At 41.9% G+C, this 26143-nt stretch carries 13 protein-coding genes, 2 tRNA genes and 6 pseudogenes; 15 read left to right on the top strand and 6 right to left on the bottom strand.

Features of this window, described 5'->3' with window-relative positions; translation table 11 throughout:
• Window positions 1-890 precede the first annotated feature (890 nt).
• The 14 genes and pseudogenes from cysC to ACJJH9_RS11070 form a co-directional block, all read left to right on the top strand.
• Window positions 891-1520: an adenylyl-sulfate kinase gene (gene cysC / locus ACJJH9_RS11135; protein ID WP_444886443.1), complete on the top strand. Its 630-nt coding sequence runs from the start codon at window positions 891-893 to the stop codon at window positions 1518-1520.
• Window positions 1521-1723: 203 nt separating this feature from the next.
• Window positions 1724-4090, top strand: a complete 2367-nt coding sequence (locus ACJJH9_RS11130) for a DUF6351 family protein (protein ID WP_444922768.1) — start codon at window positions 1724-1726, stop codon at window positions 4088-4090.
• A gap of 95 nt (window positions 4091-4185) precedes the next feature.
• A tRNA-Val gene (locus ACJJH9_RS11125) sits at window positions 4186-4261 on the top strand.
• A gap of 27 nt (window positions 4262-4288) precedes the next feature.
• Window positions 4289-4365 (top strand) — tRNA-Asp (locus ACJJH9_RS11120).
• Window positions 4366-4808: 443 nt separating this feature from the next.
• Window positions 4809-5786, top strand: coding sequence for a 1-aminocyclopropane-1-carboxylate deaminase/D-cysteine desulfhydrase (locus ACJJH9_RS11115; protein WP_444922767.1), 978 nt, complete (start codon window positions 4809-4811; stop codon window positions 5784-5786).
• Between the two features lie 142 nt (window positions 5787-5928).
• Window positions 5929-6807 (top strand): NAD(+) kinase, encoded by an 879-nt coding sequence (locus ACJJH9_RS11110; RefSeq protein ID WP_444922766.1) that lies wholly within the window; start codon window positions 5929-5931, stop codon window positions 6805-6807.
• A 9-nt stretch (window positions 6808-6816) separates the two neighbouring features.
• On the top strand, window positions 6817-7971 hold the full coding sequence (wecB, locus tag ACJJH9_RS11105) for a non-hydrolyzing UDP-N-acetylglucosamine 2-epimerase (protein WP_444922765.1): 1155 nt from the start codon (window positions 6817-6819) through the stop codon (window positions 7969-7971).
• A 15-nt stretch (window positions 7972-7986) separates the two neighbouring features.
• Window positions 7987-9261, top strand: coding sequence for a UDP-N-acetyl-D-mannosamine dehydrogenase (gene wecC / locus ACJJH9_RS11100; RefSeq protein WP_444922764.1), 1275 nt, complete (start codon window positions 7987-7989; stop codon window positions 9259-9261).
• A 175-nt stretch (window positions 9262-9436) separates the two neighbouring features.
• Window positions 9437-11566, top strand: a complete 2130-nt coding sequence (locus ACJJH9_RS11095; RefSeq protein ID WP_444922763.1) for a glycosyltransferase family 4 protein — start codon at window positions 9437-9439, stop codon at window positions 11564-11566.
• A gap of 163 nt (window positions 11567-11729) precedes the next feature.
• Window positions 11730-13475, top strand: a complete 1746-nt coding sequence (locus ACJJH9_RS11090) for a hypothetical protein (RefSeq protein ID WP_444922762.1) — start codon at window positions 11730-11732, stop codon at window positions 13473-13475.
• A 23-nt stretch (window positions 13476-13498) separates the two neighbouring features.
• Window positions 13499-14707: a glycosyltransferase family 4 protein gene (locus ACJJH9_RS11085; protein ID WP_444922761.1), complete on the top strand. Its 1209-nt coding sequence runs from the start codon at window positions 13499-13501 to the stop codon at window positions 14705-14707.
• Window positions 14708-14748: 41 nt separating this feature from the next.
• A complete protein-coding gene (locus ACJJH9_RS11080) occupies window positions 14749-15954 on the top strand; it encodes a glycosyltransferase family 4 protein (protein ID WP_444922760.1) in 1206 nt (401 codons plus the stop codon).
• A gap of 385 nt (window positions 15955-16339) precedes the next feature.
• Window positions 16340-17267: pseudogene (locus ACJJH9_RS11075) on the top strand (IS30 family transposase).
• Between the two features lie 238 nt (window positions 17268-17505).
• Window positions 17506-18417, top strand: a pseudogene (locus tag ACJJH9_RS11070) (helix-turn-helix domain-containing protein); the annotation flags it as partial.
• A 634-nt stretch (window positions 18418-19051) separates the two neighbouring features.
• Here ACJJH9_RS11070 and ACJJH9_RS11065 read toward each other — a convergent pair.
• The 5 genes and pseudogenes from ACJJH9_RS11065 to ACJJH9_RS11045 all read right to left on the bottom strand — a co-directional run.
• Window positions 19052-19909 (bottom strand): annotated as a pseudogene (locus ACJJH9_RS11065) (IS3 family transposase); the annotation flags it as partial.
• Window positions 19910-19921: 12 nt separating this feature from the next.
• Window positions 19922-21073, bottom strand: a pseudogene (locus ACJJH9_RS11060) (IS30 family transposase).
• Between the two features lie 145 nt (window positions 21074-21218).
• Window positions 21219-21671 (bottom strand): annotated as a pseudogene (locus ACJJH9_RS11055) (IS5 family transposase); the annotation flags it as partial.
• Between the two features lie 146 nt (window positions 21672-21817).
• A pseudogene (locus ACJJH9_RS11050) lies at window positions 21818-21997 on the bottom strand (transposase); the annotation flags it as partial.
• Between the two features lie 45 nt (window positions 21998-22042).
• The gene (locus tag ACJJH9_RS11045; RefSeq protein ID WP_444922759.1) at window positions 22043-22264 is read right to left on the bottom strand and encodes a transposase; all 222 of its coding nucleotides are present in this window, start codon (window positions 22262-22264) and stop codon (window positions 22043-22045) included.
• A 583-nt stretch (window positions 22265-22847) separates the two neighbouring features.
• On the opposite strand from ACJJH9_RS11045, the gene ACJJH9_RS11040 reads away from it, so the two are divergent.
• The gene (locus ACJJH9_RS11040) at window positions 22848-23819 is read left to right on the top strand and encodes a hypothetical protein (protein ID WP_444922758.1); all 972 of its coding nucleotides are present in this window, start codon (window positions 22848-22850) and stop codon (window positions 23817-23819) included.
• 584 nt (window positions 23820-24403) lie between these two features.
• On the opposite strand, the gene ACJJH9_RS11035 is transcribed toward ACJJH9_RS11040, so the two are convergent.
• Window positions 24404-26107 carry a BatD family protein gene (locus ACJJH9_RS11035; RefSeq protein ID WP_444922757.1) on the bottom strand — a complete coding sequence of 568 codons (1704 nt, stop codon included), beginning with the start codon at window positions 26105-26107 and terminating at the stop codon, window positions 24404-24406.
• Between the last annotated feature and the right edge of the window lie 36 nt (window positions 26108-26143).

The raw sequence follows: 26143 nt of genomic DNA, 5'->3' as shown, positions 1-26143 counted from the left end.
GTGTTTTATTGAGTAGGGTGTAACTGGGTTTAGGTTTGAAAATAGGGGGAGAGATAGGCATATCTTGTTTACGAGTAGGCACTAAGTAAGCACAAATTTATATGTATGATATTGCTTACATATGTAATTGGAGGGTGAAGCATGGCACATACTAAAAGATAATCTCCCTTTTGAATATCAGCTAATTATTAAAGGGTTTATACCACCTTATAACTTTTTAGGGTTACTTGTTTGCTAACCCTCTGATAGGTTGTGCCATAGTCCTTATGTGGCACTTCTATATGAGGAATGCGGAATGCGGATTATATTTAAAGGTATAGTTGTATGTGCTTGCATAATGTCATTAGATGAAACAAAGCTAGAATCATAACGTAATATTCAATTGTTTATATGTGTTATAACTGCAATATAGAACGCAGTGAGATAATGCTGCGTGATATGCTTTAATTGCTATTTGGTTAATACTGATTGTTGTTTAATGAAGCTTATTTGAAAGTGCACAGTATTGAGGAATTGAATTTATGATGCTCTCAATAGAATTATAATCATTATCAAATTTAGGTTAAATCTATTTGCTGGCCCACAACAGTCAATGGAAAAATAGTCTCTACTTCTCGACCAGGGAAAAGGCGCTTTTCCTAAGGGCTTAATACCTCAAATTTTCTCTTTTTGATGCCACTGTTCTTTCTTGAGGTCGAAATTTAGAATTAAGTGGCCAGAGGTACTTATGCACATCCACCACTATATGTGGTTGAATATGCTATAAGCAAAGTCTTTACGCTAATGCTTCAAATGCCTGATAATTGGCCGTCTAGCCTCTGGGGGGTGGTTTCCTGCGAACCTCTCACTGAAGAGGGAATAGGAATTGAATCAAAATCTTGGAGTGATCGGTGACGACAACAGTTGAACGCAAGGCGACCAATGTACATTGGCATGATGGCGATGTAACTCGTGACAACAGGGCCAGTATTCTTGGTCACAAAGGCGTGACCCTTTGGTTCACCGGCCTGTCGGGTTCCGGCAAGAGCACGGTAGCAGTAGCAGTTGAGAAGGCTTTGGCTGCGCGTGGTGTCCTGAGCTATCGCCTGGATGGTGACAATATACGTCTGGGTATCAACTCCAATCTAGGCTTTTCTGCTGAAGATCGCCAAGAAAATATCCGTCGTGTAGGTGAGATTTCTAAACTGTTTGCGGACACTGGGATTGTGGTTCTCAGTAGCTTTATTAGTCCATATCGAGAAGATCGCGATATGGTTAGAAAGATGCATGAGGATGGCAATCTGCCTTATTTGGAGGTGTTTGTAGACTGTCCACTGGAGGAGGCAGAATCTCGTGACCCTAAAGGCCTTTATAAAAAGGCTCGTGCGGGTGAAATTAAGGGTTTTACTGGAATTGATGACCCATATGAAGCGCCTATTTCCCCTGAGTTGCGTCTCAATACGGCAGAAATGACCTTGGAACAAGAGGTGGAAGTGATTATTTCTACCCTGCAAGAGAAAGGTCTTATTGCCAAGGATTAAGCTGAATTTTTTGAGGCATATTAGAAGGGAAGCCTGACGGGCTTCCTTTTTGTCTTTGCCTGATTTGTTGGGCTACTTGGTTCGATATTTCTGATACATCCTTCCTATAAGTCCTCCCCGGCGCCAACTGTCGGTTGACCTCTTTATCCCTTCATATACTCAAGCTGTATCACTTGGTGAAGTTGACAGCTGTGGAGGCGTTTATGTCGACAAGGGGAGCTTGGTTTCTCTCTGTATTTTTCTTGGCGCTGCTCGGAGTGCTGGGGGTAGTCGCTTGGATCGCGTATGCGAAATTGCCAAAAGTACATGGTAAAGCAGATGCTCCAGTAATAGGGGTGCCGGCTGGAGCTCTTGATTATGCTTCTACACCGGCTTATGCGGGGCCTCACCCTAGAATGATGTCACGCCCGCCTGAGTATTTCCCATTCCCTATCTCAATTGGTGAGGTTGGACCAGTAGAAACGTTATTTACTGGCCCCTCAAAGTACCCCTTCTTTTGTGGTCGTAATGCGATCACCGATAAGCAGCCATTGGTTGATAACCAAGCTAAGGAGGGAGTCCCAGTTTTTGCTTTAGGTTCAGACGGGAAGAAAACCAAAGAGGTGATTGGTTATAGCCGAGACTGTAGCCATGCAACGGAGGTAACGTACTTCTATAGGAGCACAACGGATGGAAGCTTTTATTACCTACATGAAGCACGTAACGATATTGATAAGGTAACAGTAAATGGCCGCCAAGTAGATTTTATTGTCCGTGTCGAAACAGGCACGATTAACCGGCATCATTATGCTATTGCAGCTCTGCGAGGAGACGGCGAAACTGCCGAAAAACCAAATGCCAGCAATTGGAACCGGCGTTTGATCTATCAGTTTCGTGGGGGAGTAGGTATAGGTTGGCGCCAAGGTAATTTGAGCAAAGGAGATGTGACAACTCGGCGAATGGACCAGTTGGCTCGAGGATATGCCATCGTTTACTCGACGGCGAATCAAACCAGAAATCACTATAACTTATGGTTGGCAGAGGATACGGCACGGCGCCTAAAAAAACAGTTCCAAGCACTCTATGGTGAGCCCATGTATACGGTTGGTATCGGTGGCTCGGGAGGTGCTATTCAGCAGTACATCTTGGCGCAAAATGCACCGGGGCTACTGGATGCGGCGATACCACTTTACTCCTATCCAGATATGGTAACCCAGACTATCTATGCCTTTGACTGTGAGCCTTTAGAGTATTTCTTCGATGTCCTGGATGCTAACAACCCCCGCTGGCAGGATGTTGAGGAACGTCAACGGATACAGGGGTTGGCTGCGAACCCTGAAGCGGATAGCCGCTTTAAGCTGATTACTTTAGCCGCTGGTTTGTTTGATGGCCGTTATAGGGGACGACCTAGCGGTGCAACTGAATGTGTAGAAGGTTGGCGTGGTTTGGTGCCACTGGTAAATAACCCAAACTTTGTACACTTTTTTAAAAGTTTTTCCGGTGATTTGCCGGATAGAGTGCATTGGACACATTGGGAAAATCTTCGCCAGTTCTATGGTGCTGCTGAAAATGGCTATGCGAATACAACCTGGGATAATGAAGGGGTTCAGTATGGGTTGAAAGCGTTGGTTGATGGAGAGATAAGCATCGATAATTTCTTAAAAATCAATGCTGCAATAGGTGGGTGGAAAGCCCCGCAGAATCAGTCGCAAGAAAAGCTCTGGTTTCTCAATGGTGGGCTTTTTCCTGTGCGCCTTTCAGTATGGAGTGAGCAAAATTTAAACATGGGGACTCTGGCGAGCCCAGCTAAGCGTAGCCGCGCGGATATGGAGGCAATCAAGGGGATTTATAGGTCTGGTCATGTTTTCCTTGGGGATGTAGAAATTCCGATAATTGATATGCGCCACTATCTGGACGAAGAACCAGATATGCATCACAGCTCGGCTTCTTTTTCGACTCGAGAGCGTATCCGGAGGGCCCGTGGCCACGCTGACAATCAACTGATCTGGATGAGTCACAAAGACTACAACCCATTGGATGATGCACTTGATCTGGTCGACCGGTGGATGCAAAACATCATTAATGACCCTGCTAAAGGTGTAGTTGGTAATCGACCTGAGGATGCCAGTGACCAATGCTTTGATAGCGAAGGTAATGTACTAGCATCAGGATCTGATGTTTGGAATGGAGACTGGAACCGCCAGTCGAAAGGGAAATGTATGCGGGAATACCCTGCCCACAGCACCTCAAGGCAGGTAGCCGGAGCACCAGTGACTGATGACATCTTTAAGTGCGCGCTTCAGCCGGTGGAGAGGGCTCTTGCAAAAGGCGTCTATGGCTCTCATACGGAAGAGATATCAGGTCGTCTCGATGACTTACGCCGTATCTTTCCAACAGGGGTATGCAACTACAATGAACAGGATTTGGCCCGCCCAAGAGAGCAGTTGATTCCTAAAGAGGTCCCAGTGCGAATCGCGGGTCATTTAATTGACCCAGACTATCGACAGGGTAAGGTATTGCAGGAGGCAAGTGTTGGGGAAGAGGAGATGCAACCGGTGTCTGTACCACCGGAAAGCATGCCCGATGAATAATAGTGGGACTTGGCGCGAAAATTATTGACAGGAAGTTTTATTCCAGTAATATGCGCCTCGCTCAAGGGGCAAGGCCCTGAAAGAAGATGAGCAGCGGGTGGTTAGCTCAGTTGGGAGAGCGACGGCCTTACAAGCCGTAGGTCACAGGTTCGACCCCTGTACCACCCACCAGCTTCCTAAATGGAAGTTTGCTACCGAGGACCGGTAGTTCAGTTGGTTAGAATGCCGGCCTGTCACGCCGGAGGTCGCGGGTTCGAGTCCCGTCCGGTCCGCCAGATACAAAAAAGCCCTCAGTTTGAGGGCTTTTTTGTATCTGGATTTTTATACCATGCCTATCTTAGCATCATCTCTCTTTACGGACTGCCTGCAGGTTATTTGTCTAAAGTTAAAGCTTATCACAGTTTACTATTTCAAAAGAGGTGGGTGAGTGGTGGTTTATGCTGGCTCATCTTGGTGAGTGGCTTTCTCACTGGGGGGTTAAAGGTAGACTTTGCTATGGAGGTCGCCAATAAGTGCATTTATAAGGATTTCGAGAAGCCCTGCAAGATCCCATACTTAATTAACATGTAGCCTTCCCTCAGGTGGGTGAGCGTTTTGCCAGGCGTTGCAGTGAAGGGCTTCACTCCTTCCTAAGATGGAATAGCCGTTTATTTGTATTGAGTCAGTAATTGCCTTAGCAAGGCTGGCTTGATTAACATATTAAGTATAAGAAAACATTATGTCGCCCCGCCTAATAGATAGCCTGAACCTTCAAGCCTTTACTGATATAGCTCGCAATATCCCTTATCAGCAGTTGAAGAGCCACCTTTTTCCTGGTTTAGATGTCTGGGTGAGGCGTGATGATCTTATCGACCCCCTGATTTCGGGCAATAAGGCCTATAAGTTGTTTTATAACTTGATTGAGGCGAGGTGGCGCAAGGCAAAAACAATAGTTACCTGCGGGGGAGCTTGGTCAAACCATATACATGCTATTGCCGCAGCGGGTGCGCGGTTTGGATTTAAAACTGTAGGGATAATTAGAGGGGAAAGGCCCACTAAACTAAGCGCAACTCTACAAGATGCTGAACGCTTCGGGATGAAGCTCGTTTTTGTAACGCGAGCCACATATCGCCTTAGGGGAGGGGTAGGTTTTCTTAAAAGAGCTGGTTTGAAACTTGAGAATTTCTATTTTATTCCTGAAGGAGGCTCCAATCTTGCCGGTGTTAGAGGGATACAGCTGTTGGGGCAGGTTATTGAGGATACCGCACCTGTAAAGTTTGATCAGGTATGGGTGGCTTGCGGGACGGGGGCTACTTTTGGGGGGTTGTATTCAAGTATTTCAAGCGCTTCAGTCATTGGTGTTGAGGTTTTAAATGCCGGGGATAGTATTTTGAAGGATGTTGCTTTATGGGTTCAACGATTACGTCACGATAAATCTATAGCCAATAAAATTCAATGTTGCAAATTGTCAAGTCTGCGAGAGAGGCTGCTGAATTCTTATCATTGCGGCGGCTATGGCAAAAGCTCAAGCGCTATGAAAGTTGCCATGGAGGAGTTTGAAAAGCATAGCTTTCATCCTGTTGATCCCGTTTATATGGGAAAACTAATCTATGCACTAGCATCATTTGATAACAAAATAGATCAAAAAAATAAGACTGTCCTCATGATCCACTCCGGGGGCTTGCAAGGGGGGCGCAGTTATGATGGGGGGGGCTAAATACCGTTTGATCGACACTAAAGTCACACTCCGGCATAATGATGGGCTTGAAATCTTACGGTCTATTGGGTTTGTTAAGGGTGCGATAGGGTAGTTGGATTCATGCTGCGTAACAAACACCAAGAGCATGTATGAGGAAGAAATGCAGGAATTTCAAAATATTGGCTTGATTGGTCGAACTGAAAGTGAGAGCACAACTGCCTCACTTGAGCGCCTAATAGCCTTTCTTGAACTTGGTGGATACACAATAGTATTGGAAGCAAACACAGCTCGGGCGCTTTCTTATCATAATGCTAAAACCTCTTCAAAAGACAGGCTTGGAGAGTCTTGCGATTTGGTTATCGTAGTGGGGGGGGATGGAAGTTTGCTTGCAGCAGCCCGCGCTTTAGCGAAATACAGTGTTCCGTTGTTAGGAGTTAATAGAGGGCGGTTAGGCTTCCTTACTGATATAACACCCGATCAGCTTGAGAGTAAAGTTGGCGATGTCCTTTCGGGTAAATACTTAGCGGAGAGCCGCTTTTTACTAGATATGTCCATAACCAGAAATGGTAAAATAGAGGGCGGTGGTTCAGCATTAAATGATGTGGTTCTGCACCCTGGTGAATATATTCGAATGATAGAGTTTGAATTGTATATTGATGGACAATTTGTATATAAACAGAGGTCCGACGGATTAATTATTTCCACGCCGACAGGATCTACGGCTTACGCGCTTTCAGGAGGCGGACCTATTATGCACCCTAAATTAGATGCAATTGTGCTGGTCCCGTTAAACCCTCATACTCTAAGTAGCCGCCCGATAGTTGTCGAGGGCAGCAGTGAATTTATGTTGGTTGTGAGTGAGAAAAACACCACTAATCCTCACGTAACTTGTGATGGAGCTCATCAATTTGTAACATCTCCCGGTGATATAATTCGAATCCATAAAAAACCCCATCGACTTACACTTATCCACCCTTTGGATCATAATTTCTATGAAACTTGTCGAACCAAACTGAATTGGCAAATTAAAAAGAGTTAAGACCGACAAATGAAAAAAGTTTTAATCATATTTGGAACACGTCCAGAGGCTATAAAAATGGCCCCCCTAGTAAGAGAGTTTTCCAAGAATAAGGGAATAGAGTGTAAAGTATGTGTGACGGCACAACATCGCTTAATGCTAGATCAGGTCTTAGATGTATTTGAAATACGTCCAGATTGGGACCTGGATATTATGAAACACGGTCAGGATTTGACTGATATAACAGGTGGAATTCTGCTGGGATTAAGGTCAATTCTTAAAGAGTGGAAGCCGGATGTTGTAATGGTTCATGGTGATACGACAACGACTTTAGCTGCTTCTCTTGCTTGTTATTATGAAAAAATTCCAGTTGGACATGTTGAGGCAGGTTTAAGAACTGGCAATATATATTCACCATGGCCTGAGGAAATGAACAGGAGACTTACAGGGGCCATCGCCACGCTTCATTTTGCCCCAACTTTGAAAGCAAAAGAAAATTTGTTAAGTGAGGGGGTTGCAGATAAGGCCATAAAGATTACTGGAAACACAGTAGTTGATGCTTTATATGAAGCTATTTCCATTATTAAATCTAACCCTGAAATTGAAAATGAATTTTTAAAGAAATTTTCTTTTATTGATGCTAATAAAAAAATAATTCTTGTGACTGGCCATCGAAGAGAAAACTTTGGCTTAGGGTTTGAAAATATTTGCTCTGCACTAAAAGAAATAGCAGCTTCTAATCCTGATATATTGATTGTTTATCCTGTGCATTTAAACCCCAATGTGCAAGAGCCTGTAGGTAGAATATTAAGTGGCTTGTCTAATGTTCTATTAATTGAGCCCCTTGAGTACTTGCCCTTTATATACCTAATGAGTCACTCTTTCTTAATCCTAACTGATTCTGGCGGTATCCAAGAAGAAGCTCCATCATTGGGTAAGCCTGTACTTGTCATGAGGGATACCACTGAGCGCCCGGAGGCTGTATCTGCTGGCACTGTGAAATTAGTTGGAACAAATAGTCACTCGATAATGAGTGAAGTAATGAAATTAATTGATGATAACGAATTGTACAGAAGGATGTCGGAGGCCCACAATCCTTATGGTGATGGAAAGGCTTGCTCAAGAATAGTCAGTTTAATTCTAAATGACGAAAGTATCGGTCAAAAAAGTAAAGAGTTAGCTTAATCGAGGGCTGTAAAAATGAAAAAAGAATTTAATAAATTAACAGTTATGGGGCTTGGATACATAGGCTTACCAACAGCTGCAGTCTTTGCAGCTCGGAAAATCCAAGTTTGTGGCGTTGATGTTAATAAAAGTGCGGTTGAAACTATTAATCGGGGTGAGATTCATATTGTCGAGCCAGAGTTAGATATGGTGGTACATGCGACTGTATCAGAGGGCTATTTGAAAGCATCGCTTTCACCTGAACCTGCTGATGCGTTTATTATCGCTGTCCCCACTCCATTTAAGGAGGGTAATGATCCCGATCTTTCTTATATTGAGGCAGCTACTAAAGCAATAGCGCCTGTTCTTAAAAAAGGCGACTTGGTGGTATTGGAGTCAACTTCTCCGGTGGGTGCGACGGAGCATATGGCAAAAGGTATTGCGGAGTTTAGGAAAGATCTACGAATTCCTACTGAAAACCGTAGTACAGGTAATTTTGATATCTTTATAGCCCACTGTCCGGAGAGGGTGTTGCCCGGTCAAGTAATGCGAGAGCTCGTTGAAAATGACAGGATAATCGGCGGTATGACCCAGGATTGTGCCGAAAAAGCTAAAGAGCTTTATGAGGTATTTGTTCATGGCGATTGCCTCTTAACAGATGTACGTACGGCTGAGATGGCTAAGCTTACTGAAAATGCTTTTCGCGATGTAAATATTGCATTTGCAAATGAGCTTTCTATGATAGCTGATAAGTTAGATATTGATGTCTGGGAATTGATTTCTTTGGCAAATAAACATCCTCGTGTTGACATTTTACAGCCAGGTTGTGGCGTGGGCGGCCATTGTATAGCTGTAGATCCTTGGTTTATTGTCTCTAAGACGCCTGACCTTGCTCGAATAACTCGGATGGCTAGAGAGGTAAATGATGCTAAACCAGAATGGGTGCTGAAGAAAGTAGATGAAATGTTAACTAACATTTCCGCTAAATCCTCTGATGAAAATACAGTCGTCAGCAAAGTAGCGTGTTATGGGTTAGCATTTAAGCCAGACATTGACGACCTTCGTGAAAGTCCAGCATTAGGAATTACCACCACTCTAGCCAAAAAATATCCAGAGAGCGTTATGGTGGTGGAGCCTAATATATCTGAGGTTCCTCACTCTCTAAAAGGTAAAGTTACTCTGGTGGATTTCGATTATGCTCTTAAAAATGCAGATATAAATGTAATACTTGTAGACCATAAGGAATTTATAAAGAGTGCGGATAGACTGCGGCAGGTATCTAATATTATTGATACACGGGGCATCTTGTAGCTGAATACAGTAGGATAGGGCTTACAACCCCATCAACATATATTTTATGTAGTATGTAGTATGTAGTATGTAGTATGTAGTATGTAAGTTTTGTAAGCCTTTAGATCCTCTGTTTATCGTTTTATCTTTAAAATCCTGGCAGATTTCTTTCAGTTAAGTTTATTTTGGGATTCCTATGTCTGAAGATGGATGTTCGCTAACTTTCTCGAGAAAATCTAATTCTAACGAACTTAGGTCAATGGGAGAGCTGAAAGCTTTTTTGAATAGTGAACCTCAGAATGACCACATTTTAGTTGTCGCTAAAGATAAGGCATCTTTTGTATGTATTTCAAATTTTCTGTTTGCAAAAGGTTATATTTTTTCGGGGTGGGTAGAGCAGAGGGCTGAATTTCGATTGTCAGTAAATGTTTATCCAGAGATATCTGAGATGGTGTGGGATAAAGGCCAAAGAGTGGAAGAAAAAATAAAACTTCTTGAACGTAAAATTTATTCAGAGAAGCTTTTAAGAGAGAAAGTTTCGACTGAGTTGATGCAAGTAAAAAACTCAAGAAGGTTTAGGCTTGCGACATATATTTCCTTCCTCTATCAATACGCGTTACGTCCGAAGAAGATTTACCATATGTTAAGGGCTAAATCTCTACCTGTATTGATGGCTCGAAAAAAGAAGAAATTTTCTGACTTTATAGAAAAGATTAATATTCAGATTGGGTGCTTAGGTTCAACTAAGGAAAAGCTTAACTATATTGAGAAATTGAGTGAGGAAGTAAGGAGTCTAGGCGACTTATTCTGGTCTATGAAAGGGGATTCCTCTGAGATTGTAAGTTACGTGGGTTGGGTCCTTTGGCGATCAAATCAGGATGATCTTCACTTGGCTAGCGTTGTTCGAGCAAAACTTACACATCTTGGAAAGATGTATGATTTACATGATTTTAACGAAGAGGTTGATAAGGCTCTAAATAGAGAAAGTTCAATTTCGGCAAAAAAAATTATTGATGAAATTCAACATTACGAAAAAGGCTTCTTTTTGCCTGTTAAATCAAATGTAACTGCATACTCTCAGAAAAGAAAAGTGCTTTATCTGTTGCATAATTCCCTTCCATATAATTCTGGTGGTTATGCAACTAGGACGCATGGTCTTTTGTCTTCGATAAACGCTATGAATACTTTCCAAGTATTAGGTGTTTCTCGACCAGGGTTTCCAAGCGACTCTAAGAAGTACATCAGTGAAAGACTACCAAAAAACATTCCCTCGGAGGATCGCATTGATAATGTAAGCTATCTAAGATGTGATCAAACAATCAGGCGTAGTGCTCTTACATTGAGTGAATATAAAGATGCATATTCAAAAGATGTTGAAAAATATTGTATAGAAAAAAATATATGCATAGTTCATGCTGCATCAAATTTTCCAAATGCATATGCAGCAATACAAACAGCGCGAAAGCTGGGAATAAAATCTGTATATGAGGTACGGGGGCTTTGGGAAATTACTCGATCTTCAAGACAGAGCGGTTGGGAAAAATCAGATCAGTATAAATATATGGCAAAAATGGAAGCTGAAGCTTGTATAAATGCTGATGCAGTTATTACTATTACAGAGGCTTTAAAAGGAGTTATGGTATCCAGGGGTGTTCCTGAAGAGAAAATAACAGTGATCCCTAATTGTGTCCATACAGACAGATTTAAGCCCCTTAAAAGAGATCAGGCTTTGGCGGATAAGCTTGGAATCTCTAGTTCTGATGTGGTTGTTGGTTACGTAGGCTCGACGGTTAACTATGAAGGGCTTGATGACCTGCTAACTGCTCTTTGTATGCTTAAAAACAAGGGTGTTAAAAATTTTCATGCGTTGATTGTGGGGGATGGAGCGATTCTTCAAGATTTAATAAATGCGGTGGAAAAATTAAAAATTAAAGACCTTGTTACAATAACTGGACGTATACCTCATCATGAGGTTCAAAGATATTACTCTTTAATAGATATTACTCCATTTCCAAGAAAGCCCTTCGAGGTGTGTGAAAAGGTATCTCCTTTAAAGCCTTTTGAGGCCATGGCAAGCGGAAAAGCAATAGTGGTTTCCAGTTGTGAGGCATTAACAGAAATTATAAAGGATGATAGTACCGGATTAGTGTTTAAAAAAGGCGATGTCGATGATTTAAGCTCTAAATTAGAGACACTTATTGTGGATAAAGAGTATAGAAATGTACTTGGGGAAAATGCCAGAGCATGGGTTCGCGCTAATCGAGATTGGAAAAACGGTTCCTTCGCTTTAAGTGCTTTGTATGATCGTATATTAGAGTCCGGTTAAAAATTAACTCTAAGTATCTAGGGGTGCTCGAAAGTAAGGCTTTGATGGAATGCAGATTTTTTGATTTTATGGGTGGTTATTAATTTTTTATTCTTTGTAGGTAATAGCCAAATCAATATTTTATTGAGCTTCATAAAGTTTTGATTTCGATAGAGGTTTTGTTTTGATTGCTAATTTATTTATTTTTTTCAAGTGGTATTCTTCTTTGGGGAAGAAGCTTCTTGAGAAAGCAAGATGGCCAGTCTTAACGGTGGTAGCGGCTAATATATTATCGCAAGTATTTATAATTTTAGCATTTCTTTTGCCATTAAAGGTTCTTATCCTTGTGAGTTCGGAAAAATTTCCGAGTTACTTCCCGTCAGCTCTTGGCTTGATGGACCGAAAGCCTCTAATCTTGCTTTTAGGAGGGACTGCGGCGTTATTTTATGTACTCCATTTGTCGCTGGACAAGTTTGTGACATATCAATCGAAAAAAACCACACGTAGAATTTTGAAATCAACTAAGAAAGTGTTGCTTTTCGATAATCAAGTTGATATGGCTAGTGAAGGTTTTTTTCGGTTTTTAAGATGTAATGGTTCTTTAGGTCTTATTTTTTTGGCTTCTTGTGGGACGGCATTATTGAATACCCCAGTATTTTTATTTATCGTGGGGTTTGCAGCTTTTTCATATGGATTTTATGGTTTTAAGGTGCATAGAAATAATGGGCTCTCTGCAGGCTCTACCCTTAACTTTGTAAAAATTAATATTTCTTTAGGGTTTTTGCTGGCATTTTTCATTATGCTTATTTTTTTTCTAAGTGAGCCCGAAGCAGAAGTTAGCCCTTTGTCCGCAATTATAACATTGGTTCTTGTGCGGCAAATCAGTAGTAAAGCATTGAGCACAATTAATGATATGATTTGGCTTAATGGGAGAAAAAATAAGCTTAACGCCCTGTTTTTCCACTCCCATGTATTACTTTCTCAAAGTAAAGATTGCAGGAAGGGGCTTTATTCAAGTTTTCATGGGATGTCTCAGGGGGAGCTTTTAAGAAAATTTTTTCCAGATTTGAGCGCAACAAAAGATAGAAATGTTAGCTTTGAATTTTTGCAGACAAGCTCCCCAGAACTTGTCATGTTTAGTGTTCTTATATCTGGCGATAAAGAAAAAAAAGGTGGCAGCCAATATTTGCTCAAAATTTTTAATGTTTCCAGAGAGCGTCAGTCTGTCCACGAATTAGAGCTTTTATCCGGAATTAATAGTCTGCCAGCTCCTTTATTCTTGAACTCGTTTATGATTGATGGCTTCAAATGTCATCTTTTTGATATATCGAATTGTGCCCCAGCTTCAAGTAAACAAGTCAGGCTGTGTTCTTGGGAAATAAATGCAGAATTACTTCTGTCTATACCATCAAGTCAGCTAAAATCAAGTTATAGTCGCTCTCGACAGATGATTTGGGATGAGCTTACTAATGATATTTGTTCTAAACTCCATGTAGGAACAATTTCTATTGGCAAGGATAGGGAGAGGGATTTAAGAATGTTTTCTAAAAATATTTCTTCGATAGCAGCAAGGCTAAAAGCTTTACCTTTGATAGTCGTTAACCCTGATATAAGAAGGGACTTTATTTTAAAAGATGATGGCGATAGATATATTTGTGCTCACTGGGGGCGGTGGAGCTTAGAGCCAATAGGTGCAAATTGGCCGCTTGATACAGGCTTGATGTCTAATTTGCTAAAGTCTTTCGAGGCTTCAAAAAAAATAAGAGAAGACCTAAAGAATGTAAGTGCTACTGATGTTCAGCTTTCAGCTTATACATCTTCCTTTTTAAATTCTTGTAGAAAGCTGAGATACGGTGATGCCCTTGATCTGCTTCCACATCTTAATGCTATTTGCTCAACTTTTAAAGTTGAAAAGCTTGTTGATTTATAAAAATTTCTCATGAGGTTTCTAGTTTGACTACAATATCCATGCTGGTGTGGAATGAATTTACCAATGATGCAAGAGTGCTTAAGGAGGCTGAGACACTACAAGAAGTAGGGTATAAAGTAACAGTTCATGCGTTGCATACACCCGGTATCACAAAACAACATGAAACGCTTGATAGTGGTGTTAAGGTTGTTCGTACGGCGCGTAGTCCTCTGTGGAGGGTAAGAAAACACAATTTAAGCTTCAATAAACCTGCTGGTATTTCTAAGCCCAAATCATTGTCCCCATTCCGTCAATTGTTAAAGTTAATAGCTCGACTATGGACTCACTTTTTTTTGTTTTGTAATGTATGTAAATTGAAGCCTAAAATTATTCATGCGCATGATGTAAATGTTCTGCCTACAGCTTGGTTGGCGGCTAAATTTTGTGGTGCCCCATTAGTCTACGATGCTCATGAAATAAGTACCGATAGAGAAGGCTATTCATCCTTTAGAAACCTAGTTGCTTGTATTGAAAAATATGTAATGCCTCGTGCTGCTGGGTGCATTACTACTACAGATGAGAGGGCAAAATTTTTTGCTAGGGCATATGGTGTTCAGCGTCCATTAGTACTGCAAAATAGACCTAGATTTTCGTGTGTTAAAAATGAAAATACCATACGCAATTTTCTAAATTTAGAAAAGTCTTGGCCTATTGTTTTATATCAGGGAGGATTGCAGCAGGGGAGAGGGCTTAAGAATTTTGTTAATGCTGCGATTGCTATTCCAAATTCATATTTCGTACTTATAGGTGGCGGAAGGCAGGCATCCGAGCTACATGAATACTCAGTGGAGCTTGAATTAGAAGGCAGAGTCTTTTTTATTCCTACTCAGTCGCTTGATCAGCTTCCATTATTTACTTCATCAGCTGATATAGGTGTTCAACCGATAGAAAATACTTGCTTGAATCATTATACAACTGATTCGAATAAATTATTTGAGTATATTATTGCCGGTTTGCCTGTTGTTGCTAGTCGGCTACCTGAAATCAGCAAAATTGTTAAAGAGAATAAGGTGGGACTTTTATCCGATCCTGGGTGTAAGGAGAGTTTGCATCGTGCAATTTCTCAGCTTGTAAACAATAAATCGCTCAGGGATGAATGCTCCAGAAATTCTAGAGAAGCTGCAAAAAAGTTGAGCTGGGAAGAGCAGGAGAAAGATTTCATAAATTTCTATAGAAAAATATATGCGATTTAATTCAGGTTTATTATTTTATAGTTATGAGTAAGAAACTCCTCTTGTTAAGCTTCTATTATTCTCCAGACCTTAGTGCTGGATCCTTTAGGTCACAGGCTCTCGTTGATGCTTTGATAAGGCGTTTGCCGAATGATGTAATAATACATGTTATAGCAGCACAGCCAAATAGATATGCATCAAGTGTACAGCTTGCACCACCGCGTGAGGTTTTACATGGAGGTAGGCTGATAATTAATCGGCTAGATGTACCGCTTCACAAAGGTGGATTTATAAGTCAGTCTTACTCATTCTTAATTTTTGCTGTTAAGGTGATTACCCTAGTTAAAGTAAAAAAATTTGATTTTGTTTTTGCAACTTCGTCTAGGTTGATGACGGCAACTCTTGGTTCTTTCATCTCTAGGGTATCAGGTGCAGCTTTTTTTGTAGATATTAGAGACATTTTCGTAGATAACCTCAAGCATATACTTCCTAAAGGTGTTGGATCTCTAGGCGTATATTTTTTTTCGATGCTAGAGCGCTGGACTTTGCGGCCCAGTATCAAATTGAATTTGGTTTCTAAAGGTTTTGAGAAGTATTTTTCAAATAGATACCCTGAAAAAAAACTATCTTGGTTTTCAAATGGAATTGACGAACTGTTTATTAATGCTAAAGAGAGGTATCATAAACAAAGAGACCCCTCAGTTAGCCGGCTGAATATTGTATATGCTGGAAATATTGGTAAAGCGCAGGGGTTGGATCGATTTATTCCAGAGTTTGCCCCTCTTATACAAAATGATTTCGATATTCTTATTTTTGGTGATGGGGTTCGAAGGGAAGCGCTGGAATCATCTGTAAGAAGGCTAAACATTAATAATGTCAAGATTAGCAATCCAGTTCCTAGAGAACGATTGGTTAATATTTATAAAAATGCGGATATCTTATTACTGCATCTGGAGAATTTCGAATCAATGGAAAACGTACTCCCATCAAAAATATTCGAATATGGGGCAACTGGAAAACCAATTCTGGCTGGGGTGTCTGGTTTTGCACGGAAATTTATACAAGAGGAGATTGAAAACTCAGCGGTATTCACTTCTTTCAATCTTGATGAGGCACTTGAAGGCTTAAAGTCTCTTAGGGTTGAAGTGATTGATAGGAAGAATTTTATTTGTCGTTATTTGCGTTGCAATATAATGAACGAAATGGCAGGCGAGATTGGTGAAATTATTTCAGGAAGAAATTGTTCGCCTCATGGAAATGATTTATAGGGGGTACCTCAAATTGATTGGTTGATAGTTGATCTCTTGGTTCGTAGGTGTGGTATGTAATATTTTCTTTTTCCACTTTCAGCATATAAGTTGTCGATAGGTGATTGCTTTGACGTGGAGTCCAGGAAGCTCATCAAACAAATGTGTATTTAGTATTATTTTTAAATGGTTGGGTTTCATCTATAAGTATTGATGGTGAAAATTAATCGAAGGATTCCATTGGATGTATATTCTCTCTTTCAATTATTTTGTAAATAGAAGCTAACCCATGAAATATTTGGTGCAATCAGCATACATATAACTGGTTTTGGATAATAAGTGCAATTGGTAAGGGAAGGCTCAGCTGGTAGAGTCGATATCTCTCCCGACTAAGGGAAAGACGCTGATGAGCTACTACCAACTAAGTGAGAACGAAACATACCAGATTGACAGCCTGAGAAAAGCCGGACACTCTCAGAAAGTATTTGCAGAATTTTTGCAGAGACACCCCTTGACGATCAGTCGAGAGCTGCAGTGCAATACTGGTTTGCGTGGGTATCGCCTAGGGCATGCGCATAAGCTTTTGGGTCTAAACGCCGGCAAGGGTACAAGGCACAAAAAGTGACTGATGGCGTGCGGCAACAAATAGCTACTCTAACTCGGAAAGAATTAAGCCGCCAGCATACAGTCAGCTATTTAAAGAGACTAACGGGTATACCGTTACAACACGAGACGATCCACCAGCTAGTTTATTTAGATCAGGCAAATGGTGGAGACCTATACAAGTATCTTGGGGTTGCAGAAAAATCCTATCGCAAACGTAACGGAAAGTATGATCGGCACGAAAAGATCAAAAACAGAGTGAGTACTGATAATAGGCCCACGGTTATTGACCGAATGAATCGGATTGGTGACAGGGAAGGCGATATCGTTATAGGCAGGAGGGGGCGGAGCTTTGCTGACTATGGTTGAACGTAAGACGTTCTTGGTTGTTAAGTTAGATTGAGAGGTAATCGATCAGATCTGCTGGCTGAACCAGCGATTAATCATATGGCGAGTTTCAAAGATAAAATAAAGTCAATTACCTTCGATAATGATCTTCAATTCTCTGGCGATGAAAGAATTGAAAAGGTTTAGAAGGCGATATTTATTTTGCTCATCCATATTCATCCTAGGAAAGAGGGATCAACGAAAACACTAACTGCCTCATTCGGCAGCGCCTCCCAAAGGATACCGACTTTAATAAAATAACAGACGAGCAGGTTCAATTTGTAATGGATTGTCTGGATGGTAGGCCTAGAGTGAGCTGTGGAGGAAAATCACCGAATGAGTAATTAATGGGGCTGCAGGATGATCTGCTTGCAGAATAAGAGAATTTCAGTTATTACTTGAAATCAAGTGAAATAGAAAATGCACGATAACGATAAGAGGGTTTAGAGCTATAATTTAATGGTCAAAGGAGGATAATTTGGATTAGTTCAGACCAAATCTGACATATCCTCTTGAAAAAGAGGGGTTTGCTGGCTTTGATGAAGGTGCCTAAGCCTAAAAGTAAAACCAAGGATAAACCCCATGATCCATGCTAATGATCGCATCGTCCAGTGCAAGACCGGATTCTCAATCTTGCAGAAGAGCTCGGCAATATATCCAAAGCTTGCAAGATGTTGGGTGTATCGAGAGACACTTTCTATCGGTACAAGAAAGCCGTTTCAAGTGGCGGCGTGGACGCCCTTCTTGAGAAAAACCGGCGTGTACCCAACCACAAGAACCGTGTTGATATAGTCATTGAAGAGGCGGTGTTAACTTATGCCCTCCAAGAGCCTGCACATGGGCAGGTTCGAGTTTCCAATGAGCTGCGTAAACGCGGTGAATTTTTTCTCCCAGTGGCGTTCGGAGTGTCTGGTTACGGCATGATCTGGCTAACTTCAAATTTCGATTAAAGGTATTTGAGGCCAAGGTAGCTGAGGAGAGACTGAACCTCACAGAGCCACAGGTTCAATCTTTATAGAGAAAACGGCATGATGATGAAGCCTGTGGTGAAATTGATTTTCAATACCCAGGTTATCTGGGCTCGCAGGATACCTTCTATGTAGGAACATTTAAGGGCGTCGGTCGTGTTTACCAATAAACCTATGTCGATGCCTATGTAAAGGTCGCTCATTGCAAGCTGTATATCACCAAAACGCCAATCACTGCGACGGGCCTCTTGAATGACCGTGTACTACCATTTTATGTCATACATAGTCTACCGGTGCTACGTATCCTGACTGATCGTGGCGCTTAATATTGTGGCAAGTTAGAGCAGCACGACTATCAGTTATATCTGAGTGTGAACAAAATAGAACACACTAAGACAAAAGCCAGACATCCACAAACTAACGGGATCTGTGAGCGCTTCCATAAAACCATTTTACAAGAGTTCTACCAACCTTCATTACGCCGCAAGTTCTATGGATCAATGAAGAGTTACAAAAGGATCTGGAAGGAAAAGCTCGTGAACTGAATTTGGCCTGACAGAACACCTCCTGAAAAACCGGTAACTGTCAGATCAAGTCTGAACTACTACAGGTAATTTCGGAGTCAGGCAAAGTTACCCTTGAATTTCCAGTACCGGGTATGCTTTTGAGCTTACTACCGCTTTTCCAAAAGGCTTTATTCTTGTTTTTCCTTTACGGACTGATGAGGTCAATTCAACGAATCAACAAAAAGTATTGAAGATGATCAGGGTCCTCAATTCATCATAAACTAAGTGATGAATCTTTGTGTTTTATAAGCAATATAAATCAATTGCTTGATCTCCGCTGGTGAAGCAGATGTAGAAGTAATTCCCAATTAAACATTATCTCCATAGATCAACAAAATCTACTTTGTTTCATTTTTTCAATTTCAAGCAGGGAATCTTTTTTTGGTGTAAAACTTATATCATAAAATACCACTTTTGCTAAGCAAAAAGTTGATTCAGAGATTTTCTCTAGATTTACTAGCAAGCTCCTTGGACCTCCCAAGGTTAAATTCTTTTCTAGAAAAACTCGGAGATAGATAGCATGAGGAAAGAATTTTTCGATCGTATTCTCAAGTAAAAAATCATAGGATGTATTGGTCAACTATTTCCGGGCAGTTAGTTAAGTTTTTCTTCCGCTTTTGTGGGCGGTACTCCGTCATTGTGTTGGTGGGGACGCTTCCAGTTGTAGTAAGTCATCAAGTAATGGCTGATCTCTCGTCTTGCTTCTGTGATAGAGGTGTAATCGAGAGAGGGTATCCATTCACTTTTCAGGCTCCGAAACAGTCTTTCCATTGGTGCATTATCCCAGTAATTTCCACGCCGACTCATGCTCTGGGCCATTCGGTAGCACCACAGCCATTGGCGGAACTGATGGCTGGTATACGACTGCCTTGATCCGAGTGGACCATAACCCCATTAGGCATCCCTCGCTGCTCCCAGGCCATTTCCAGTGTCTTCATCATTAGTGTGGCAGAGAGCCCATCCAACGATACGGTGAGCGTGCAAATCTTTAACGGTAGCCAGGTAGCACCAGCTTGAACCAGCCCAAATATAGGTAATGTCACCACACCAAACTTGATTGGGTTTCTCAACATTAGACTGGCGATCAAGTTCATTCAGTATACCTAAGCGCCCGACTATTGCTCTCTTATGCTTATGAGGACCAGGTTGTTTGCACGCTAAGCCGGCCTCACACATTAGTCTTCTGACTTTAAAGCGTCCGATTGATATCCCTTACTCATAAAGCAAACCTACGACTGTACGACTTCCTGCGAAGCTACGGCTGCGCTCGAAGACTCCAATGACTTTGGGGCGAAGCTGCATTCTGGATTCATCAGCAGAGTTCTTATTTTTCCTGTATTCGTAGCAGCATGATCGAGGTATTTCAAACGCTTTGCAGGCAAGCTCCATGGGCTCCTGCTTACTCAGCAGGTCTATCAGCGCGTACGATTCATCTCGTCGGACATCAAGAGAGCGGTTGCAGGTTCAACCTGTCAAGGCAACACCCTGTTTAATAACCTGCTTTGGTGTCGCAAAGCTCAGTGTTTTTCTTGGCCTGCTATTAAGCTCGTTAGCAACTTGATTGAGTTTCCTCTGAGTATGCTGCGCCAAGCATGTCTTTTTTGGAAAGTACTGACGGATTAAGCTGTTGGTATTCTCATTCGTTCCCCTTTGCCAGGGGCTTTGAGGATCGCAGAAGAAGACAGGAACACCTGTCTTTTCCGTAAATTCAGCGTGCTTTGCCAGCTCCATTCCTCGGTCCCACGTCAGTGATTGGCAAAGCTCTTTTGGCAGTTTTTTAAACTTAGCAACAAGCGCCTGGTTCACAGAATTCGCATCTTTCCCTTTCAACTTAAGAATGATCGTATACCGCGATTTTCGATCAACAAGCGTGGCAATATGAGTGTTATTTGAACCTAACACTAAGTCACCCTCCCAATGACCTAAAACACATCGTTCTTGTATCTCCTGAGGACGCTCCCTTATCGATGTACCGTTGACGATGTTGATAGTACCGCGCTCGCCTTTACGTGAATGTTGTTTGCTGTGACGAAGACTGTGAGACCGACGCAAATGCTTTACTAGCTTATGATGAAGTGCTTAACGCACAAGGAAGTACAGTGTTTTATAGATAGTCTCTGCTGATATCTTCCTTGATTCATCAGCCTGATATGTCTTCCGTAACCAGCCCGATATCTGCTCTGGTGACCAGTTCAACTCTAATTTTTCCAAAACAAGCTTCTTTAGCCTCGGGTTTTGCTCCAGCAAATACGGCTTAGGACGCCTTGCCATCCGTTTTGCACGGTTGTTTGCGTCTACTGCTTTATATTATCGTCGCCCCCGATTTCTCTGAATCTCACGCGAGATTGTGGAAGGATTCCTATTAAAGGAGCGAGCGATTGCTCGAATACTTTGTTTTGCAGAAAGACCTGCACGTATTTCCTCGCGTTCGGCTAATATGAGGTGTTGAGGAGATGGCTTTCTGAGTATTGGTTTAATTCCGCCAGTATCTCTCAAAACAGTAAAAATGGTTCCTGGCTTAGAATCTATGGCATTGGCAATTTCACTAAAACCAATGCCCTTTTTCCAAGCGTCGAAAATCCACTCTTTTTCTTCTGCTGTAAATATGCGCTTCATTCAATGATCCCCCGATAGGCCATATTCCTACAGGGGTGTTGCACTGATCAATTGAATCTACAGTAGCCTTTTTTAGTATCTCTTTTCCCTTTCCAGATGATTGATTCTGGCTTCAAGCTCCTGATTTTTTTTGCTAGAAGCTATTTCATAACTTCTTCAACGTAATTAACATGCATGCAATATAGAAAAAAGCACGATAAGTGGATAAATATCGCTCCCATCTAACAACCAAGCGGCGGTAATTTCCCAGCCACGCAAAAGTCCGCTCAACTTTCCAACGGCGAGTATACCTTCTGAGCTTTCTACCATCCTGCCTTGAGGCTTTTTTCCTATTTCTCCTGTGTGGACAGATAAGGTCGATTCCACGACTCAACAGGCTATCTCGAAGAGGATCAGAGTCCGCCGCTTTATCATAAACTAAGCGATGAATCTTTGTATTTTTATACGTAACATCAAGTAATGGATGCAATAACTTTACTTCTGCTGGTGAGGCCGAAGTAATGGTGCCTCCCAGTGGAATACCTTCGCCATCGACCACCACCATCCACTTTGAACCCTTGCCCCGCTTGGTTTTTCCGATTTCGAAGCCCCCTTTTTTGCTGGTGCAAAGCTGCCATCAGAAAATACCTCCTCCCAGTTAAGCAAAGACTGTTGATCCAACAACTCCAGGAACCTTCTCCATGCCTGTAACCAAGCTCCTTGCTCTTCCCAAAACTGAAGCCTTCTCCAGCATGTACTCGGTGATGGATAGTGTGAAGGAAGATCTTTCCATCGCGCTCCAGAACGTAAAACCCAAAGGATGCCTTCAAAACAAGCTCGATTATCAATGGGTTTTGGGCCTCCCTTTCCTCGTTTTAACTCAGGGAGACAAGGTTCGATCAATTTCCATTGATCATTGGTTAACTCTGACTTGAATCGGCTCACTATTGCTGGACTTTTTTCTATGTAATTACGTGAGAATAACCGATTTCAAGTTATGAAACAGCCTCTACTCAGTGGTAAGCGCTTTAGCTGAGAGCGTCTCTCCACTCCACTCCACTCTGCCTCTAATTGCTTCATCCAACGGCAGATAGCCGTTGTACCAACACCCAGCGATCGGGCTGCTTCAGCAATTGAATAGCCCTGATCTACCACCAAGCGGGCAGCATCTAATTTAAGTTCAGGAGAAAAGGATCGACGTTGTCTACTCATTGAATACCTCTATTTTCGATGGCAACTTTACCATCTAAATTGGTGTCCGGATTTAGTAGTCCACTACACGGCCTTAAGTTTTTTGGTCCGACGGATGATAACCATTGTGCCAAAGTTCAACGACTTGGCAGCTTGAGCAATTTATTACTTGTTAAGAGGTATCTAATTTAAACTCAGAAGGAAACTATCGACATTGCTCTCTGATTTAAAAGCCCTGCTTTGCATGGCAGTTTTATTACCTGGGTTGGTGTTCCGGTTTGATTGAGCGCTAAAAACCCTTTTTACTGTTGTGTTTTTATATATGGGTAAAAATTGAAAGCGTTTGATTTTCTTAGTGTTTTCAATCTTCCTTTTTGGAGGTTTTTTATAAGTGCATATAGCGCGCCAAAAATTAATCCTGAAGAAATAGAGAGAAATGTGCCATGATTTTATCGCAAGGTCAGCATTAATTGTTGACACAAAAAGTTCTGTTTTGCGTGGAGTTTTATGTGTTCTCCTTCTAGTGTAAGTAATAGTGAAAGGTTTTGATCTGGGAGGTTTTTGACGTAGGTCTGTCTGGTATCTTCAGGATGTATAAAATCTGATGAGAGTTTTATTAATCTTAATTGTATCGTTTTCTTGCAGTTCAGCATTCCCCACTGAAACTTTTAAGGTCTACATGTCCGCAGAGGGAAGTGATTATAGTGATGGGTTGTCAGTGTCGGAGCCAATTAAATCGCTTAAAAAGGCACAAGAAATACTTAATAAATATAATCCAAATACTAGCATAGAAATTCATATTGCCCCGGGAACTTATTTTAATCAACATGTCGTATGGACATATACTAATGGTAAAGAAATAGTTTTTACGTCTGAGGGTTTCTCGAAAGAAAGGCCGGTTTTCGATGGGGGTGGGAACTTTAGAACTTGGTTTACCCTTAGGAAAGCGGATGGAAGCGATAGTAATTTAACTTTTATGTATTTGAAAATTCAGAATTATAATACTGCAATTTCGTTCGAGGGGAATAGAGTTGATATATCGAAATGGAATTCACGCAACATTCTTTATGGAATGTACTTCTACAAAATCGGGGGGGCATATTCAAGGTTTGAGTACTCCACCGCCGCTTTAAGGTTTGTAAATTCAAGGAATAACTATATCCTTAACTCTCACTTTGTCGATATTTCAAATAATTCGGCGCGTGCTCATTTGATACATTCTATTTATCTGGCGCATCATTCTTCATACAACCTAATCTCCAGAAATAGATTTGTTAGAAATAGCGGAGATCCGATACGCGTCAGGGACCAGTCAAATTTCAATCAGGTGGTAAGGAATAGGTTTTATTTTTCGGGTTATGATGCCTATTATTCAGAGTGGTACTGTAGCCCGGAAACTAGTCGTGAAGAGTGTACAAAGCCAACTCCAGAGTGTCCATCCATAGCTAATGAGTTTAGGCAGAATCTATTGTTTAAAGGTTATTATGGAAAAGTTAGGCTTTTTAAGTTTTTTGGTAGTAATGGCTATTGTCAGCCAACGAGATTAAGTACGTCAGATAATTTCTTTGATTATTGATTTTTTTTGAGAAATGTAAAATATGGATTTAACTTGGGGGGTAGGATCATGGGTTTATAAAAATGTCTGAAGTGAGATCTTCGAAGGCTGAGTAAAACTTTAAGCCGCAACAATTTTTGGGAGCTCACAAGGATCTTCAGTTCTCACTTTAGTATCAGGGTGTTTAGTAAGTAAATAAACTCATGTGTTAGTCTGAACTTTGATTTTTACTTTTAGGAATAGATTGTGAGAATTTAAAACCAGAATTGGTTAATGCATTGAGCGTTGATATTATAACGATCCAATATTTGCTGAAGTAATTAGAGGTCGAATGTAGAAAGGAAAGATGGAAGTATAAATCGAAGAATTCTATGCTCCTTCTATGTGATCGTTTTACACATGGGGCAGTTAAGGCTTGGTCTGACATTTGCCGGTTTTCAGGGGGTGCTCTTTCAGACCAAGTTTGAAATAGTATGTTATAGATCTAGCCCACTTATAAATGCTGGCATAACTCTCTATTTAAAAAGTGTATGAGGCTAGACCAAAATATAATCTATGTAACCATAGTAAACCAATGGCTGTTTGGTTTTGCTTAAATCACTACATTAAGTAAACAGCTTCGGTAACTCTCCCACCTCCGAAGTCTTCTCCATACCACCCTCCCGACTCATCAACCTATCAACCAGAACTTTTATCTTCACTATATTTAGCGGTTTAACAGGTTCTTGATAGATGGCTGCGCTGAGCAGCGATTGGATCTCATGAAGCTCCTCAAAGCCTAACTGGTGCGAAACCTCACTTAAATTATTACCCTCTACTTGTGGCCAGCGTTGCTGAAGCCAGTCGAGTAGGGCCTGTTGAATGTGTCTAGGATCTTCACTTTCAAGAGCCTTCTTTAGCTTGGCTTCGTGGTGCATTTTTCTTGCTGGCTTGGTGCTCGTTGTGGACTGTTCCAGGCGTTGGGGGCGATATCGATAGAGATAAAAAATCCACAGTAGGTGGGAGGCAAGGGCGGCTATGGCCAGGTTGCGCCAGAAATGATCTTGTTCCTCCAAAGTGGTGGTTCCAGGTACCAATGTAGGGAGATTTCCCGGCTCTTGAGATTGGGGTGTGGCTACAGTAGTACCGCTGACTTCAAAGCGGAAGGCGGGGAGCTGGGTGGCGCGCTGTTTTTGGCTCTTGGTATCCCACCAAGTGAGTGTGACGGCGGGTAGCTGATAATTACCGGGCTGGGTGGCGACGATTGCGGTTGTTTCTATGCGGCTACCTGTTACCCCATTTGGGCCTATCTGATCTTCTTGTTGTGGTTGATCTGGGTAGGTTTTAAGGCCTTCAATATCCAACTTGGGGAGAGGTGGTAGTTGGGCTGCACGCAGACCTTCTGCCCGTATGGTGAGAATACGAGTTATGGGCTCGCCGACAGTGAAGGTATCTGGGTTTTGGCTCCAACTTTGTACGATTCCGAGACTTGCAGCGGGCAGCCAGTGGGCACCGCTGTAGCTGTCAGGCTTGGGAAGGACCTCAATAGTTTTTGCCTGGGAGCGCAATCGTAATCTCTGGCTGTTGCGATTGAACAGTGAGAAAGGATCTCGGCGACCGGCAACCGCAACATAAGTCATGGCGGGGATAGAGAGCTGGCCAGAGCTATCGGGAAAAACGGCATAAGTGAGTTCATATACCGCATGGCTGATACCTCCGAGCTTGCGCTCATAGCGCTGTTCATCGACTTTTTCTACATGGGCGCCGGCTACTTGTAAAGGTTCGGTGGCGATATCGTGCAGACCGATTGTTGTGTATAGGCGCACCTTAACAAGTAGCTGTTCTTGTACGTAGACTTTATCTTTATCTAATTCGATCTCCAGAAAGGCTTTGCGATCGGCACCGTCGGGTGTACTACCGGCTTCGCTGACTTTTATGGGGATTGCATCCGAAACTTGTCCTTTATAGTGCAGAGAGGGAATAAACAGCTCTCCTTCCCGCTTTGGTGCCAGTGTGAGCGTCCATTCGACGAAGCTTTCCGCACGACCATTAATTACCCGATATTGGTTGGATTGCTGACGGGATAGAATATCGAAATCCTTCTCAAGTAATTCGAAATCGGGTTGGCCGCCATTTTCATCACCGGAGTAGCGCACGCGCAGATTCAGGGTCTCATCAATACCAATTTTATTGCGGTCCACGCTGGCATTGAGGTCGCTGCCCCAACTGCTTGCGGGCAGGCAAAAGAGAGCAAGAAAAAATAGCAGGCAATGAAGTCCTGTAAGGTTTAGTGGCCGAGTAATTTTATGTTTTCTAAAAAAGCTATCCATAAGCCTTCCTGAGGGTTGGTCACATCTAAAGCCGAA

It is taken from the genome of Microbulbifer mixtoriginis (SeqCode) (genome assembly GCF_052466715.1).
The sequence above is the reverse complement of the archived record's forward strand: the minus strand, read 5'-3'. Positions and strand labels throughout refer to the sequence as shown.

Coding starts and splice junctions, on each gene's coding strand:
- ACJJH9_RS11130 (WP_444922768.1), top strand. CDS start 1,724: ATGTCGACAAGGGGAGCTTGGTTTCTCTCTGTATTTTTCTTGGCGCTG.
- ACJJH9_RS11110 (WP_444922766.1), top strand. CDS start 5,929: ATGCAGGAATTTCAAAATATTGGCTTGATTGGTCGAACTGAAAGTGAG.
- ACJJH9_RS11035 (WP_444922757.1), bottom strand. CDS start 26,107: ATGGATAGCTTTTTTAGAAAACATAAAATTACTCGGCCACTAAACCTT.
- ACJJH9_RS11095 (WP_444922763.1), top strand. CDS start 9,437: ATGTCTGAAGATGGATGTTCGCTAACTTTCTCGAGAAAATCTAATTCT.
- ACJJH9_RS11045 (WP_444922759.1), bottom strand. CDS start 22,264: ATGAGTAGACAACGTCGATCCTTTTCTCCTGAACTTAAATTAGATGCT.
- ACJJH9_RS11040 (WP_444922758.1), top strand. CDS start 22,848: ATGAGAGTTTTATTAATCTTAATTGTATCGTTTTCTTGCAGTTCAGCA.
- ACJJH9_RS11115 (WP_444922767.1), top strand. CDS start 4,809: ATGTCGCCCCGCCTAATAGATAGCCTGAACCTTCAAGCCTTTACTGAT.
- wecC (WP_444922764.1), top strand. CDS start 7,987: ATGAAAAAAGAATTTAATAAATTAACAGTTATGGGGCTTGGATACATA.
- wecB (WP_444922765.1), top strand. CDS start 6,817: ATGAAAAAAGTTTTAATCATATTTGGAACACGTCCAGAGGCTATAAAA.